This is a genomic window from Bradyrhizobium sp. AZCC 1578, from assembly GCF_036924675.1.
Classification (GTDB): Bacteria; Pseudomonadota; Alphaproteobacteria; order Rhizobiales; family Xanthobacteraceae; genus Bradyrhizobium.
In genome coordinates this window covers 2,380,999-2,395,586 of sequence record NZ_JAZHRZ010000001.1, presented here as the reverse complement: position 1 = coordinate 2,395,586, position 14,588 = coordinate 2,380,999, and the positions used below count along the sequence as shown (strand labels likewise).

The 14,588-nt window shown below is 61.3% G+C and carries 15 protein-coding genes; 8 read left to right on the top strand and 7 right to left on the bottom strand.

The window, feature by feature from the left end:
- Window positions 1-7 precede the first annotated feature (7 nt).
- From V1290_RS11680 to V1290_RS11665, 4 genes are all read left to right on the top strand, one after another.
- On the top strand, window positions 8-418 hold the full coding sequence (locus V1290_RS11680; protein WP_334364538.1) for a hypothetical protein: 411 nt from the start codon (window positions 8-10) through the stop codon (window positions 416-418).
- 149 nt (window positions 419-567) lie between these two features.
- On the top strand, window positions 568-1,521 hold the full coding sequence (locus V1290_RS11675) for an EamA family transporter (protein WP_334368997.1): 954 nt from the start codon (window positions 568-570) through the stop codon (window positions 1,519-1,521).
- 1,246 nt (window positions 1,522-2,767) lie between these two features.
- Window positions 2,768-2,959: a hypothetical protein gene (locus V1290_RS11670; RefSeq protein WP_334364537.1), complete on the top strand. Its 192-nt coding sequence runs from the start codon at window positions 2,768-2,770 to the stop codon at window positions 2,957-2,959.
- 52 nt (window positions 2,960-3,011) lie between these two features.
- Window positions 3,012-3,713 carry a hypothetical protein gene (locus V1290_RS11665; RefSeq protein WP_334364536.1) on the top strand — a complete coding sequence of 234 codons (702 nt, stop codon included), beginning with the start codon at window positions 3,012-3,014 and terminating at the stop codon, window positions 3,711-3,713.
- 1 nt (window position 3,714) lies between these two features.
- On the opposite strand, the gene V1290_RS11660 is transcribed toward V1290_RS11665, so the two are convergent.
- The 3 genes from V1290_RS11660 to V1290_RS11650 are packed head-to-tail and all read right to left on the bottom strand — an operon-like array spanning window position 3,715 to window position 6,511.
- Window positions 3,715-4,695 (bottom strand): PDR/VanB family oxidoreductase, encoded by a 981-nt coding sequence (locus V1290_RS11660; protein WP_334364535.1) that lies wholly within the window; start codon window positions 4,693-4,695, stop codon window positions 3,715-3,717.
- 9 nt (window positions 4,696-4,704) lie between these two features.
- On the bottom strand, window positions 4,705-5,457 hold the full coding sequence (locus tag V1290_RS11655) for a GntR family transcriptional regulator (protein WP_334364534.1): 753 nt from the start codon (window positions 5,455-5,457) through the stop codon (window positions 4,705-4,707).
- Window positions 5,458-5,461: 4 nt separating this feature from the next.
- Entirely contained in the window at window positions 5,462-6,511 is a 1,050-nt protein-coding gene (locus tag V1290_RS11650; RefSeq protein WP_334364533.1) for an aromatic ring-hydroxylating dioxygenase subunit alpha, read from the bottom strand.
- Window positions 6,512-6,720: 209 nt separating this feature from the next.
- Here V1290_RS11650 and V1290_RS11645 point away from each other — a divergent pair, with 209 nt between their 5' ends.
- Window positions 6,721-7,737 carry a methyltransferase gene (locus V1290_RS11645; protein WP_442894982.1) on the top strand — a complete coding sequence of 339 codons (1,017 nt, stop codon included), beginning with the start codon at window positions 6,721-6,723 and terminating at the stop codon, window positions 7,735-7,737.
- A 53-nt stretch (window positions 7,738-7,790) separates the two neighbouring features.
- On the opposite strand, the gene V1290_RS11640 is transcribed toward V1290_RS11645, so the two are convergent.
- From V1290_RS11640 to V1290_RS11630, 3 genes are all read right to left on the bottom strand, one after another.
- Window positions 7,791-9,293 carry a flavin-containing monooxygenase gene (locus tag V1290_RS11640; RefSeq protein WP_334364531.1) on the bottom strand — a complete coding sequence of 501 codons (1,503 nt, stop codon included), beginning with the start codon at window positions 9,291-9,293 and terminating at the stop codon, window positions 7,791-7,793.
- Between the two features lie 82 nt (window positions 9,294-9,375).
- Window positions 9,376-10,218, bottom strand: a complete 843-nt coding sequence (locus V1290_RS11635) for an AAA family ATPase (protein WP_057841802.1) — start codon at window positions 10,216-10,218, stop codon at window positions 9,376-9,378.
- A gap of 98 nt (window positions 10,219-10,316) precedes the next feature.
- Window positions 10,317-10,559: a GlsB/YeaQ/YmgE family stress response membrane protein gene (locus tag V1290_RS11630; protein ID WP_028347039.1), complete on the bottom strand. Its 243-nt coding sequence runs from the start codon at window positions 10,557-10,559 to the stop codon at window positions 10,317-10,319.
- A gap of 141 nt (window positions 10,560-10,700) precedes the next feature.
- On the opposite strand from V1290_RS11630, the gene V1290_RS11625 reads away from it, so the two are divergent.
- The 3 genes from V1290_RS11625 to sseA all read left to right on the top strand — a co-directional run bounded on the left by V1290_RS11625 (window position 10,701) and on the right by sseA (window position 13,430).
- On the top strand, window positions 10,701-11,876 hold the full coding sequence (locus V1290_RS11625) for a vWA domain-containing protein (protein WP_213253815.1): 1,176 nt from the start codon (window positions 10,701-10,703) through the stop codon (window positions 11,874-11,876).
- A gap of 162 nt (window positions 11,877-12,038) precedes the next feature.
- On the top strand, window positions 12,039-12,449 hold the full coding sequence (locus V1290_RS11620; protein WP_334364530.1) for a rhodanese-like domain-containing protein: 411 nt from the start codon (window positions 12,039-12,041) through the stop codon (window positions 12,447-12,449).
- Between the two features lie 126 nt (window positions 12,450-12,575).
- A complete protein-coding gene (sseA, locus tag V1290_RS11615; protein ID WP_334364529.1) occupies window positions 12,576-13,430 on the top strand; it encodes a 3-mercaptopyruvate sulfurtransferase in 855 nt (284 codons plus the stop codon).
- A 17-nt stretch (window positions 13,431-13,447) separates the two neighbouring features.
- Here the strand turns inward: sseA and V1290_RS11610 are convergent, their stop codons facing one another.
- Entirely contained in the window at window positions 13,448-14,257 is an 810-nt protein-coding gene (locus V1290_RS11610; RefSeq protein WP_334364528.1) for a hypothetical protein, read from the bottom strand.
- Window positions 14,258-14,588: the final 331 nt, after the last annotated feature.

The following is a 14,588-nucleotide window of genomic DNA, read 5'->3' as shown; positions in this document are numbered from 1 at the left end:
GAGGAGCATGGCGTTCGCGATCAAGGCCGAGGTTTCCGATCTGCGGCCGAAGACGTTCGCGTTGACAGCGCAAAAGACCATGTATGGCGGCAAGCATATCGCCGAAGGCGACACGGTTTTCGTGTTCGCGAGCGAGAACGAGGGCGGGCAGGGCCTTATCGCGCGCGGCGTTGTGGTTTCGGCTGAAGCGATCGCCAGGAAGCGCGGCATCACCAGGCAAACACCGCGCGTGAGCGTCACCATCCGACGCACCGCGCTCGCGAAGCGGCCGCTGGGGCGGAGCGAGCTCGAGCATTTCACCGACTGGAATGACGGCCAACCCGGGACCGAGCTCAATTTCAAGTTCTATCGTCAGGCAACGAACAAGATCGCCGGCATCTCGGATGAAGCGGCGGCGTTCCTCGACGAATTCTTCTAGGGGCGTGGACTCACAAAGGCGCAGATTTTCGCTTCGGACGGAGAGGCGGAAATCCTACGATCAGTTAGAGGATTGCCGCTCGTGACCCGGAGAAGACATTTCACCTCGGGGCGAGCCTTTATCAGCAACGGAAACCTCGTCGCTTGTCGATGTGTTGGCATGCTGTTGTCTTGATTGTCAACAGCAAGAGGGCATCTATGTCGATAGGCACACGCCGAGCCCAATTAATAGGCGCATTCGGCGCCATCTATCTATTATGGGGGGGAACATATCTAGCAATCGCGCTAGGCTTGCAGTCAATCCCCCCTTTGCTTCTGATTGGAGCGCGCTCCATTCTTGGTGGCGCTGTATTGCTTGGCTTCTCGCAATTGAGGAGATTGACTCCACGATCGCGGGAAGATTGGTGGCACGCTGCAATCAGTGGCGCGCTCCTCTTCATCGGATGTCACGGGACCCTCGCATATGCCCAGCGTTATGTCCCTTCGGGGTTATCGGCCATCTTTTTGGCGACGATTCCGTTCTGGATCGTGCTTGTCAACGTATCAACTGGTCAAAGCGAAGCTTTAAGAAGACTCTTAGCGCTTGTGCCCGGCTTGGCCGGCGTTGCAGTAATCGCATGGAATGAAACATCGAATACGCACAATTCGCTGCCGATCGGTGTGATTCTTTTGCTTCTGGTATCCTCTCTGTCCTGGGCACTCGGCAGCGTGTACGTGCAAAGGCGCGCAGCCCATATTCCGCCCCATGATCTTGCTGGCATGCAGCTTATCTGTGGTAGCGTCGGCCTGTTGATGCTGAGTCATTTGGTCGGCGAATGGATCGACTTCTCGCCGCGCCAGGTCTCAATCGTATCACTCGGCGGTATGCTCTATCTGGCGCTCCTCGGTAGCGTCGTCGGGAACACAGCCTACCTGTGGCTGCTCGATCGCATGTCCGCCCCGGTTGTCGCCACTTACACCTTCGTCAATCCAGTCGTCGCGCTCATGCTAGGAGCATGGATCCTTGGCGAACGTATTACGATGCTGAGCTTAACGGGCGCGACGTTGGTGATCAGCTCTGTTGCGGCGCTTCTCTACTTTTCTAGTGCCGCTGAGCGGACTTGACAGCGATCCACTGCGGATCGACGACAAAACTTGGCGCGACAAGGGGTGCTGAGGCCTCATTAACTGTCCGCTCGTGGCCCATCGCCGGCATGACGATCACGATGGGCAACGTCTGCTCTCGCGGGCAGAACGGAGGTCCGGAGATGGGCTGTAGGTTCAGCTAATGACCCCCAAGTGGACATACCGATCCGTCCGATTGGTGTGTGCTTCCCGGGCTAGACCGGACATGGCGAAGTAAACCGCCACTTCCGCCCAACGGACAATAGCCTGAAATTTTCGAACCCAGTCGGCTCCGCTAGCGTTCGAAAATTACTAGCGCGCAACAAATCCCGCACCTCGTGCGCATAAAACATTGACGCGCCGAATTTTCTCTGCGTTTAGATCGTGACATTCTTCGCGGGTGAAATTGCCTGCACTCTTAGAGGACCGCAATGCGTAACGCGCGCACACACATCGCAGAGACTGCCGTCCGCGTCCGGCCGCTTATTCGGCTGGCCGATTGGTCGTGCATGTCCGTGATGACGTGGGGCCCGAACTTTCAGCTCGAAGCGGGGCTGATCCGCAAAGCAAGAGTGTAACTCTCGGCGCAGGGCCGCTCCCTCCGCCGAACCGGCAGGAGGGCAAGATGAACGCCCGCAACGACGTCAAGAGACCATCCAATCAGAGCTTGGGCGCGAGGCCTTTGCTGGCAGCGGCTCAACGGCGATTTGCCGCGCGGGTTGATTTTCTCGTGGCTCGCTGGCTCGAGCGCTGCGCCACAAACGCCGAGGCCGCACAACGGTTGTTGAGGACCGATCGGAAGCCCACACGTGAGTTCGGGATGGGCGTGAGCCCTGTCGTTTCATCTCCACGTTGGGATGAGTCCCCATGACGGGGGCAGGCGGCGACGTGGAGATAGAAGGCATGGAGAGAGGCTGCCCACATGGCAGCCTCCGTCTATTGCCGATCACCTCCGGACTTACGAGTTTGCCCAAAGCCGAACAACGTAGGCCCGTTGTCAATATCGCCTTGGCATCGCCATCGGATGGATTGGCGCGACAATGGCGTTCGGCTATCGCACCATCGACCGAATAGGGTCGAGGTTCCAACATGTCTCATATATGCCGCACTGTAGACCTATCCCTCGAACGTGTCTGATCTGCCGCACTGTCGACGTATTCCGACGCTCATGCTCACGGCGGGTCTGAGGAGAACGCCGCAGCAGTTTGCTGCCTTGTTTCTTCTAACCTGGAGGAAAAGTACCGTGATGAAGACTGTGATTGTTGTCGGTGCAACGCTTGCCGTGGTGACTGCCGCTGGTGCTGCCGACATTCCGCGCCGACAGCCCGTCTATCAGACGGCCCAAGTCGGAAAGATGCCGATTGGCAAGACCCCAATCGGGAAGACCCCAATCGGCAAGACGCCTGTCGCGCCGCCGCGGCCCTATGCGCGGTATTGATTTAAGGTCTCGCGGAATCTGACCTTTATCGTCGACAGTTGAAGGGCGAAGCGTGGCAAATCGGCCGAAGTGGTTGGGAATATGCTTGCTTGCGGGATTCGCACTCGCTGTCTTGCTCCAGTGCAAAACCCAATCAGCTTCGGCACGCGAGATTGACACTCGCGCCCGCTCGGAACGTTTCATTCCCCAGAAACGGGAGGTCCACAAGCGCGCCGCCGCTGCGAGCGCGCTTGTTTCCAGTGAGGCGGCGTCCACTGAATCCAAACCGGCGCCACAGCCGACTCGAAAGCCGGGATCAGCAAAGGGCCCGTACTACGTTGATTTCAGAGCCAGGACGGCGGCGAGCTGGGGACACGCTTTCGTCTGGTTTGGGAAGACAAGCGAGCGAGCAGTTGAAGTCGCAGGCCTTACCCCTGCGGGAGACAACGCAGCTTATGTCCTTGGTCATTTGATGTGGGTGCCGTCCGAGACCACGGCAAGCTATGGCGATCTTGATCCGCAGTACCTGACCGCTAGTTATCGCGTTTACTTGAATGAGCCGGACGCAAAAAGGGTTTTCGCCTACATCAAGAAATTGCAGGCGAGTTCACCGGTCTGGAACGCCGAAACAACCAATTGCACTGCGTTCATCGGTGACATCGCGGAATTCATGGGATTGAAAGTTCCTCACCGCTGGCAGCGCCCTGAGGAGTACGTCAACAATCTCAAGGCGATGAATAGCGGGCGCCAGATAATCCGCCTGTCCGAGCGCTAAACTAGACAGCCTCAGCCCGGTACAGCGTATCGATGGTCACGACACCGATCGCGCGTGACACGCACGGGCAGATCTTGCGGTTGTCCTGCTTCTGCTGATCGCTGAAGAACACGTCGCGGTGGTCGATCTCGCCCTCGACCGCGACGACGTCGACCGCGCAGACGCCGCATTCGCCGCGCTGGCAGTCCGATATCACCTCGAAGCCGGCGCCGTTCAGCGCGTCGAGCATCGAGCTGTTCTGCGGCACCACCAGTTCGGTGTCCGTATCCTTCAGCCGCACCCGGAATTCCGCCGTCGGCATCAAGCCGCTGGAGCCGAAGGTCTCATAGCGGAGATCGGCGGGCGCTCTACCTGCCTCGTTCCAGGCGCGCCGCGCCGCCTCCAGCATCCGCATCGGCCCGCACATCACGGCGATGGCGTCATCCGGCAACGCGCGGAAGGTGGCGTCGAGATCGAGCCGCGCGCCTTCGTCGGAGGCGTAGACGTTCAGCCGGTCGCCGAGCAGCGTCGTCAGTTCGTCCAAGAAGGCCGCGTCGCCGCGCGATTTCACGGCATAATGCAGCGGGGCGTCGATATGCCTGCGCCGGAGTGCGGCTGCGATGCCTGTCATCGGCGTGATGCCGATGCCGCCAGCGATCAGGCAATAATTTCGCCGCGTCCAATCGATCTCCAGCAGCGAGCTCGGGTTGCAGATCTCGATCCGCGCGCCAGCTCGCAAATTCCACATGCCGCGCGAGCCGCCGCGGCTATCCGGCGCCAGCCGCACCGCGATGCGATAAGTGCCGGCGTCACTGTTCTCCACCAGCGAATAGGAGCGCCGCGCCGGCTGTCCGTCGATCAGCACGGAGACGCCGATATGGCTGCCTGCCGGGTAGGGCGCTAGTCGGCCGCTTTCAGGACGCAGGCGGAACTCGCGGATCGTCGGCGTCACGTCGCGGATCGATTCGACGGTGCACCAGCTCCATTGCTCGGCAAAACGCATGGGCTATCTCTATTCGACTGGCGATTTCAAAAGGGCGAGCGCGGGCAGCAAATCGAGATGCGTGCGGTTCCGGATCGCGAGCCGCAGGTTGCGCGCGGCGAGGCGGGAATGTTCGCGCATCACGGCTTCGGCCCGCGCGCCCTCGCGGTTCTCGATCGCATCGACCACCACGCGGTGATGATCCTGCCCGATCAGCAGGATCTGGTGCGCTTCCGGCAGCGCCGACTGCGCCATCACGAACGCGCTTGGCGAAGCGAACGGCAGCGCCGATACGCGGTCGATCTCCCGGATCAGCGGCGCGCTGGCGGACAATTCGTTCAGCAGCGCGTGAAACCGCGCGTTCATCGTCACATAGGCGGAAAAGGCTTCGACCGAAATCGGGTCCTGCCGAACCAGTTGGTCGAGATCGGCAAGGCACTCCTTGAGCGGCTCAAGGCTACGCGCGCTGACGCCGCGCTCGGCCGCAAAGCGCGCGGCGAGGCCCTCCAGCGTGCCGCGCAGCTCGATCGAATCCAGAATGTCGCGCTCGGTGAACGCTTTCACCATGAAGCCGCCGGACGGGATCGCCTGCAGCAGGCCTTCATCCTCCAGCCGGACCAGCGCCAGCCGCACCGGGGTCCGCGAAACGCTGGTGATGTCGACCGCCTGCAATTCGGAGATGCGTTCGCCCGGGCGCAGCCGCCCGGACAGGATCATGTCGCGCAGCGCGAGCTGCGCCCGCACGGTCTGCGACACGGAACGTTCGGCGTCGCGCTCGCTCATTTCCTCACTCCGCAGCTTGCATGGCCTGCGGTGCGCTCTCGCGCGCCACCATCCGGTCGATCACGCGCCGCGCCCACATCGCCCCCGCATCGATGTTGAGATTGTAGAACGTGCGGTCTGGATTCTCGTCCATCGCGCGCTGCTGCGCTTCGAGGATGATTTCATCCTCGTGGAAGATGTTCGACACGCCTTCGCGAATTTCGGTGGTCAGTTTCTGTTCGGTCGTCCGGTAATTGCGGACGAAGACCCAGAAATAATGACAGGTGGTGTCGGTCTCCGGCGTCATGGTGTTGAGCACAAAGCCGTTGACGCCCTGCGAGCGGTCGCCTTCCGGCGCGCCGGTGCCGGCGGGCGCCACGCCGACGTCGATGTTGACGGTGCCGGGCGCCTGGAAATGGATGATCTGCCAGCGGTCGACCGGGCCCGGCTTCTGCAACTGCGCGGCCCAGAACGGCGGCGCGTCGATGCCCTTCATCCAGCGCGTCACGGTGACCGTCTTGTCGCCATGGGTGACGTCGAACGGGGCTTCGGCCACGTGATCATTGCCGATGCTGGAGCCATGCACGAAGGTTTCGTGGGTCAGGTCCATCAGATTATCGACGACGAGGCGGTAGTCGCATTTGACGTGAATGGTCTTGCCGTCGCCGGCCCAGGCGGGATCGTCGTTCCAGTGCATATCCGGCACCAGCGCCGGATCTGCCAGCGCCGGATCGCCCATCCACAGCCAGATGAAACGATGGCGCTCAACCACGGGATAGGAACGCACGCAGGCGGACGGGTTGATGGTCTCCTGCGAGGGCATGTAGGTGCAGCGGCCCTGCGCATTGAATTTCAGCCCGTGATAGCCGCAGACGACGGTATCGCCGTCGAGCCGTCCCTTCGAGAGCGGCACCAGGCGGTGCCAGCAGGCGTCCTCCAGCGCGCAGACCCGCCCGTTGGACTGGCGGTACATCACGACATGCTTGCCGCAGATCGTGCGCGGAAACAGCGCATGCTTGATGTCGACGTCCCAGGCAGCGGCGTACCAGGCATTGAGGGGGAATGAGGACGGCATGGCTGCACTCCTTCGTCTTGGGTTCAGTCTGTATACAATGATCGCGATCGTTTGGCAAATAATACCGAATTTGAAGTATCAAAATACCTTTATAGTATACATGAGTTTTGTGAGTTGGTTCATTTCATTCATCCCGGTTAGGCGCCACGCTTGATGGTCAAGCGCGCAAGTCCGCAGGGAGATCAACAATCACGACAACAGGAGGCGCGATGTCATCTCAAGTATCGGCCCTCAGGCTTTTCGATTTGATCCAGTCGCAACGTGTTACGGCGGTGATCTATGTCGCGGCCAGACTCGGGCTCGCCGAGTTGTTGAGCTACGGACCGCAGACGGTCGGCAAGCTCGCCAAGGCAACCGGGGCGGATGAGCGTTCGCTCGGACGCCTGCTTACCGCGCTTTCCACCATCGGCATCTGTTCGCGCAGCGGCGAAGATCGCTATGCGTTGACGGATATGGGTGCCTGCCTCGATAGCTCCGCGAAACATTCGGTCAAGGGCTGGGCAATCCTTGAGACCGAACTGATTTCAAAATCCTGGAGCGGAATGCTTGAATCCATCATGACCGGCAAGACCGCAGCGCAACTGCAAGGCGTCGATGACAGCTTCGAGCTGATGGGCCGGACGCCTGAGATTGTGGACAAGTTCAATGTGGCGATGGTGGAGCTTACCCGTCTTGTCACACCGAATGTCCTTCAGTCCTATGACTTCAGCGGGATACGCCACCTGATGGACGTCGGCGGCGGATCCGGCGAATTGCTCGGCGTTATCGCGCAGCAAAACAGCAAACTGCGCGGAACTGTTTTCGATCTTCCGAGATGTGCCGAGGCCGCGAGCAAGCATCTCAGACAGATCGGTGTCGATGACCGCGTGGAATTTGTGGCCGGCGATTTCTTCAAGACCGTGCCGGCGATCGCTGATGCGATCATCCTCAAGAGCATCATTCACGACTGGGATGATGCGCGCAGTGTCACGATCCTGCAAAACTGTCGCAAGGCGCTCCCGGGCGAAGGCAAACTGCTTCTGGTGGAACGGCTGATGCCGGAGAGGCCATCCATGGCGGACGAGGACAGAGAGCAGGCGCTGAGCGATCTGAACATGCTTCGCGGGCCCGGAGGACTTGAGCGCACCGAGCGACAGTACCGCGAATTGCTCGACCAGAGCGGCTTCGATCTGGTCACGAGTCATCCGGCCGGCCGCTTCAATCTGATTGAGGCACGTCCCCGCTGATGTCGAGTGACGGGATGTCCCCGTCACTCAGTCTGATCATCAGCCGACCGGCCTCAGCCGTAAACAAACGCCTTGTCCTTGAGGTCGATCGCCGGGAATTCGTCCTTCTCGGCCCAGTAGTCCTGGTTGTGCTGCCATTCCGGCTTGTCGCCGCGCTTGGGCAGCAAGTGCATGCCGCGCATCATGTAGCCGGGGTTGAAGTTTTCCGGATCGATCCACGGCAGTAGCGGCATGTTGTGGTCTTCGGGACGAAGCTGCGGCGTTACCTTTTTCGCTCCGGTCTCTTTCATGTGCGTGAGCAGCCGGCAGACGAAGTCGGCAACGAGGTCGACGCGCAGGGTCCAGCTCGCGCGGAAATAACCAAACACCCAGACGAGGTTCGGCACGCCGGTGAACATCATGCCGCGATAGGTCACGGTATCGGCGAAGTCGAGCGGCTTGCCATCGATGGCAAACTCGATGTCGCCGGTGGCGCAGAGATTGAAGCCGGTCGCGGTGATGATGATGTCGGCCTCCAGCTCCTTGCCGGATTTCAGCAGGATTCCCTTCTCTGTGAAGCTCTCGATCTCGTCGGTGACGACGGAAGCCTTGCCGGACTTGATGCCCTGGAACAGGTCTCCATCGGGAATGAAGGCGATGCGTTGCCGCCACGGCCGGTATTTTGGCGTGAAGTGCATTGCAATGTCGTAGTCCTTGCCGAGATAGGCTTCGACCGCCGACAACAAATCCTTCTTAGCCGCTTCCGGCTCATTGAATGTCTTGCGGGTGAAGGCGTCCTGGTCGAACAGGATTTTGCGCCGCGTGATCTCGTGGATCCAGGTCTCGTCGACCTGCAGTTTCCGCAGCTCCTCGGCGATTTCGATCGCGTTGCGCCCGGTGCGAAAATACGTGGGCGAACGCTGCAGCATGGTGACGTGCGCGCAATCGGGAGCCAGCGCCGGGATCAGCGTCGCTGCGGTAGCGCCCGAGCCGATCACGACGACGCGCTTGTTCTTGTAGTCGAGGTCGTCAGGCCATTTCTGTGGATGGACGATCGGGCCCTTGAACTTGGCCATGTCTTTCCACTCCGGCGTATAGCCCTCGGTGTGACGATAATAGCCTTGGCACATCCAGAAGAAATTGGTGGTGAAGCGCAGCCTCTCGCCGGTGTCGGTGCGCGTGGCTTCGATGGTCCAGAGGTTTTCCTCGCTCGACCATTTGGCCGAGGTGATGGTGTGCCGGTAGCGGATGTGACGGGCGAGATCGTTTTCCTCGATCACCTCGCCCATGTATTTGAGGATTTCCGCAGCGCTCGCGATCGGCGCTGTCGTCCACGGCTTGAAGCGGTAGCCGAAGGTATGCAGGTCGCTGTCGGAGCGGATGCCGGGATAGCGGTGGGTGGTCCAGGTGCCGCCGAAGGTCTTTTGCGCTTCGAGCGCCACGAACGTCGTTCCCGGGCACTGCGTGGTTAGATGATAGGCGGCGCCCACACCGGAGATGCCGGCGCCCGCGATCAGGACGTCGAAATGCTCCGTCGTGCGGGGCGACGTTGCGTCGATCTGGCTTTGAACGTTCATCTTCCCTGTTCTTTTTTGTTGGTCGTGTTCTGAAAAGCAAAACGCCAGAACCTCAGGTTCTGGCGTCGCAGTCGTCAGCGAATTACACTTCGCGTCGGCTGAGGAACGCCAGCCGCTCGAACAGGTGCACGTCCTGTTCGTTCTTCAAGAGCGCGCCGTGCAGCGGCGGGATCAGCTTGCGCGGATCGCGCTCCCGCAGCATCTCCGGGGTGATGTCCTCGTTCAGCAAGAGCTTGAGCCAGTCGAGCAGCTCCGAGGTCGAGGGCTTCTTCTTCAGGCCCGGCACCTCGCGCACCTCGAAGAAGATGCGCAAGGCTTCCTCCACCAGGCGCTTCTTGATGCCGGGGAAGTGCACGTCGACGATCCGGCCCATGGTGTCGGCGTCCGGAAACTTGATGTAGTGGAAGAAGCAGCGGCGCAGGAACGCGTCCGGCAGTTCCTTTTCGTTGTTCGAGGTGATCATCACGATCGGGCGCAGGCTCGCCTTGATGTTCTCGCCGGTCTCGTAGACGAAGAACTCCATGCGATCGAGTTCGAGCAGGAGGTCATTCGGAAACTCGATGTCGGCCTTGTCGATCTCGTCGATCAAAAGCACCGGGCGCTTCTCGTGGGTAAAAGCTTCCCACAATTTGCCGCGCTTGATGTAGTTGGAGATGTCGGAAACCCTGCTATCGCCGAGTTGGCTGTCGCGCAGCCGCGACACCGCGTCGTATTCGTAAAGGCCCTGCTGCGCCTTGGTGGTCGACTTGATGTGCCAGGTCAGAAGCGGCGCGCCGAGCGCCTTGGCGACTTCTTCCGCCAGTACGGTCTTGCCGGTGCCCGGCTCGCCCTTGATCAGCAGCGGGCGCTCGAGCACGATCGAGGCGTTGACGGCGACCTTGAGGTCGTCGGTGGCGACATAGTCCTTGGTGCCGGTAAATTTCATCTATCCGTTTGCCTTGTGGTTCGTTCGTCAGCCGCTCGCGGCCTGAACAGTAAACGACCGCCGGTCCGGCGGTCGCGATTGGAGTTGCTGCGGCTTCGTCAGCGTCTGATCAGTGACAGGATCACCAGGATGATCACCGCGCCGATCGTGGCGTTGACGATATCGCGGATCCAGCCTGCGCCGAGGCTGACGCCGAGCTGCGGCAACAGCCAGCTCGCCAGCAGCGCGCCGATGATGCCGATCACGATATTGCCGATCAGCCCGAAGCCTGCGCCGCGCACGATCAACCCGGCAAGCCAGCCCGCAATACCGCCAATGACCAGCGCCGCTACGATTCCCATTGAATTTCCCCTGCCGGAATAAGCCTTTTACAGGTCAATTGTAATTGAAAAACCCACCCGGTCTAGGCCTGACAGCCATGCGCCGGCCTTTGAGAGGCTCTGGCCCTTGACGTGTGCCGCCCGGCGGGCAATCTGTAACCTATGTTTCTGCAATTCTTCACATCGTTGCGCGACGCGCAGGTCCCGGTGACGCTGCGCGAATATCTGACGCTGATGGAGGCGCTCGACGCCGACCTTGCCGATCAGACGGTGGAGAATTTCTACTATCTCTCCCGCGCCGCTTTGGTGAAGGACGAGCGCAACCTCGACAAGTTCGACCGCGTCTTCGGCACCGTGTTCAAAGGGCTGGAAAGCCTGCTGGACGCCATGGAGAAGGCGGACATTCCCGCCGAATGGTTGAAGAAGCTCGCGGAAAAATACCTCACCGAGGAAGAGAAGAAGCAGATCGAGGCGATGGGCTGGGACAAGCTCATGGAGACGCTTCGCCAACGCCTGAAGGAACAGCAGGGCCGCCATCAGGGCGGCAACAAGTGGATCGGCACCGCCGGCACCTCGCCGTTCGGCGCCCATGGCTACAATCCCGAAGGCGTCAGAATCGGGCAGGAGAAGAACCGCAACAACCGCGCCGTGAAGGTGTGGGACAAGCGCGAGTTCAAAGACCTCGACGGCAATGTCGAGCTCGGCATCCGCAACATCAAGATCGCGCTGCGCCGTCTGCGCAAATTCGCCCGTACCGGCGCGCCCGACGAACTCGATTTGGACACCACGATCAGGGAGACCGCCAACCACGGCTATCTCGACGTGCACATGCGCCCCGAGCGGCGCAACGCGGTGAAGGTTTTGGTGTTCTTCGACATCGGCGGCTCGATGGATTCCCATATCGAGCAGGTCGAGGAGTTGTTCTCGGCCGCGAAGTCCGAGTTCAAGCACATGGAATATTTTTACTTCCACAACTGCCTCTATGAAGGCGTGTGGAAGCAGAACAAGCGTCGCTTCACCGACCGCACGCCGACCTGGGACGTGCTGCACAAATATCCGCACGACTACAAGGTGGTGTTCGTCGGCGACGCCTCGATGTCACCGTATGAGATCATGGTGCCGGGCGGCTCGGTCGAGCATGTGAACGAGGAAGCCGGGGCGGTCTGGCTGGAGCGCATCACGCGCACCTATCCGCATACGGTGTGGCTCAATCCGGTGGCGCAGAAACACTGGGACTATTCGGAATCCACCACCATCATCCGCCGGCTGCTTTCGGATCGGATGTATCCGATCACGATCGAAGGCCTCGAAAGCGCGATGAAGGAATTGGTGCGGTAACGGCTTTCGCGCCCCGGACGCAGCGCAGCGCGCCAGCGGTGCGCTGCAGAGCCGGGGCCCATCGGTTGGCCGCGATGTAGGTCCCGGCTCTGCGTCGCGTCACTCCGTGCCGCGCCGCGTCCGGGACACGCGAGGGCAGGTACAAGCATAAAGAGGTAACAAATGCCCCAGACCATTCACCGCGGTATCAAATCCCTGATCGACGAAGCCAATGCCGAGATCGAGACTGTCAGCGCCACTGAGGCCATCAAGGCGGCGCAGGATCCCAACGTCGTGATCGTCGATATCCGCGATCCCCGCGAGATCGAACGCGAAGGCAAGATTCCCGGCGCGTTCTCCTGCACCCGCGGCATGCTGGAATTCTGGATCGATCCGCAAAGCCCCTATGCCAAGCCGATCTTCCAGGAGGACAAGAAGTTCATCTTCCATTGCGCCGGCGGCATGCGCTCGGCGCTCGCGGCCAAGACCGCGCAGGACATGGGCCTGAAGCCGGTTGCGCATATGGGTGGCGGCTTCGCCGCCTGGCGCGACGCTGGCGGTCCGGTCGAGAAATGGGAGCCGAAGAAGAAATAGGGCAGCTCGTCACACGCGGGCTTGACCCCGCGTGTCCACCCTGAAGTGAATCGTTCCGAAGAACGATGGATTGCCGGGTCAAGCCCGGCAATGACGATCTCAGCAAATGCCGGAGACTTCAATTCCATGCCCACCACCACTGACCCGCTCGTCTCCACCGAATGGCTCGCCGCGCACCTGAACGATCCCAACGTCAAAATCGTCGACGCCACGTTCAAGATGCCGGGCGTGATGCCGTTGCCGAAAGACGACTATCTCGCCGCGCATATTCCGGGCGCGGTGTTCTTTGACGTCGATGCGGTGTCCGACCATTCCAATCCGCTGCCGCACATGTTTCCTCCCGCCGAGCAATTCGGCCGTGACGTCGGCGCGCTTGGGATCGGCAATGACGACACCGTCGTGGTCTATGATTCCGGCGGCTGGGTCGCTGCACCCCGGGTGTGGTGGATGTTTCTGTCGTTCGGCAAGGACGTGCGCGTGCTCGATGGCGGCCTGAAGAAGTGGGTCGCGGAAGGCCGCAAGGTCGAGAGCGGGCAGGTGACGCCGAAGCCTTCGACGTTCAAGGCGACGTTCGATGCGCGGCGCACGCGCAGCATGCAGCAATTGGTCGAAAACCTCGCGACCCGCGCCGAGCAGGTGATCGATGCGCGCGCCAATGAACGCTATCAGGGCAAGGTTGCCGAGCCGCGGCCAGGACTTCGCTCCGGGCACATCCCGGGTAGCCTCAGCCTGCCCTACAACAATTTGTTCGATGCCGCGACCGGGACGATGAAGCCGCTCGATGAGTTGCGGGCGGCGTTCTCAGGCGCCGGCGTGAAGCTCGATGTACCGATCGTGACGAGCTGCGGATCCGGCGTCAGCGCCGCCGTGCTGACGCTGGCGCTTTATCGTCTCGGCGTCGAGAACCCGGCGCTGTATGACGGTTCGTGGACGCAGTGGGGCGCAGCCGACGGTCCCCCGGTTGCGACCGGCCCGGCCTGATCCTCAAATTTTGGACGTTACCTCGTCGCGCTCGTCATCGGGAGCGGAAAGAACGGATTGGGTTGCTGCTGCTGCAGAGTCAGCGCTGCCTCACGTGCCAGACGTGCGCGGCGCGCCGCCGCAATTCGCCGCTTTTCCCGGGCCCGCTGTGCAGCCTGCTTCTTGATTGCGCTGCGATCCGGCTTCGCTTCCGTGGCCGATGTCTTTTCATCGATGAGGACGGCGGGACCGCCGAGCGTCGCGATCCGGGTCGCAGCGAGGCTGCCTTCAGGTGAAGCTGCCTCCGTCGCCGGCTCGGCCGGGGACGACGGGGTCGCCACGGCTGAAGGTCCGGGCGTCTCCAGGATGGCGGCGAGCTTCAGTTCCGTATTGGTAGCGGGAGCTTCGGCTGCGGGAGCGGGCGGGGTCTCCGCGCTTGCCTCTCGCGCGAGAGGTTCCGGCCTGGCGGCATCCTTTGCAACTTCCTTGGCGACTTCGACTTGCATCGGTTCTGCCGGCTTCAGCACTGCCAGTTTCTCGGGCTCAGCCGGACTGGCGTCCGCAGTCGGCGGTGCCGGGGTGTCCGCGGTTGCTTCCGGAGCGGTGGCGGCCGGAACGCTCTCCGTGGGGTTCTGCACGACTGGCGTGTCGATGCGCAGCAGCGCCAGCGTCGGCGGCTGCTCGTCAATCTGGCGGGCGAACATCGGCTCGGGCGCCGCCCGTCGAGAGGGAAGATTGGCAAATTCCTCATGCGCGGCCCGCAACAGGGCGGCAGCGCCAAGACCAAAAACCAGAATCGACGTCGACAGCACGATAGCGATGAACAAAAAACGAAAGCCGGGAAGCATGGACCAGGGTTCCACCCTCCTTGATCTCTGAAGGGTTATTGCTTGCCAAGGGAACGCGGTGACCACTGTGCGGGCCGGATGCGGCGGGGTGGGGGTGCACGCGAATCAGGCCGATTTGAGAATATCTCAATGCCGGGCGGCTTTTCGTTACAAAATCTGCGGTTCGACGTCGCGCACCACCCGCCGATGGCGATTTCCGCCGTCCTGAGGCATCTTTGCCGCAGCTTGGCCGCGATCACAAATGGCTGGCTTGGGCCGAATTTCGTGGATTTGTCTTGAATGCGCCGCGATGTTCCGTCATCTGCCGTTAACCGTCCGGTGGGGCTTGGGG

Excerpts from the sequence above, each read along its gene's own strand:
- V1290_RS11680 (WP_334364538.1), top strand. The coding sequence starts at position 8 with ATGGCGTTCGCGATCAAGGCCGAGGTTTCCGATCTGCGGCCGAAGACG.
- V1290_RS11675 (WP_334368997.1), top strand. The coding sequence starts at position 568 with ATGTGTTGGCATGCTGTTGTCTTGATTGTCAACAGCAAGAGGGCATCT.
- V1290_RS11670 (WP_334364537.1), top strand. The coding sequence starts at position 2,768 with ATGAAGACTGTGATTGTTGTCGGTGCAACGCTTGCCGTGGTGACTGCC.
- V1290_RS11660 (WP_334364535.1), bottom strand. The coding sequence starts at position 4,695 with ATGCGTTTTGCCGAGCAATGGAGCTGGTGCACCGTCGAATCGATCCGC.
- V1290_RS11655 (WP_334364534.1), bottom strand. The coding sequence starts at position 5,457 with ATGAGCGAGCGCGACGCCGAACGTTCCGTGTCGCAGACCGTGCGGGCG.
- V1290_RS11650 (WP_334364533.1), bottom strand. The coding sequence starts at position 6,511 with ATGCCGTCCTCATTCCCCCTCAATGCCTGGTACGCCGCTGCCTGGGAC.
- V1290_RS11645 (WP_442894982.1), top strand. The coding sequence starts at position 6,721 with ATGTCATCTCAAGTATCGGCCCTCAGGCTTTTCGATTTGATCCAGTCG.
- V1290_RS11640 (WP_334364531.1), bottom strand. The coding sequence starts at position 9,293 with ATGAACGTTCAAAGCCAGATCGACGCAACGTCGCCCCGCACGACGGAG.
- V1290_RS11635 (WP_057841802.1), bottom strand. The coding sequence starts at position 10,218 with ATGAAATTTACCGGCACCAAGGACTATGTCGCCACCGACGACCTCAAG.
- V1290_RS11630 (WP_028347039.1), bottom strand. The coding sequence starts at position 10,559 with ATGGGAATCGTAGCGGCGCTGGTCATTGGCGGTATTGCGGGCTGGCTT.
- V1290_RS11625 (WP_213253815.1), top strand. The coding sequence starts at position 10,701 with ATGTTTCTGCAATTCTTCACATCGTTGCGCGACGCGCAGGTCCCGGTG.
- V1290_RS11620 (WP_334364530.1), top strand. The coding sequence starts at position 12,039 with ATGCCCCAGACCATTCACCGCGGTATCAAATCCCTGATCGACGAAGCC.
- sseA (WP_334364529.1), top strand. The coding sequence starts at position 12,576 with ATGCCCACCACCACTGACCCGCTCGTCTCCACCGAATGGCTCGCCGCG.
- V1290_RS11610 (WP_334364528.1), bottom strand. The coding sequence starts at position 14,257 with ATGCTTCCCGGCTTTCGTTTTTTGTTCATCGCTATCGTGCTGTCGACG.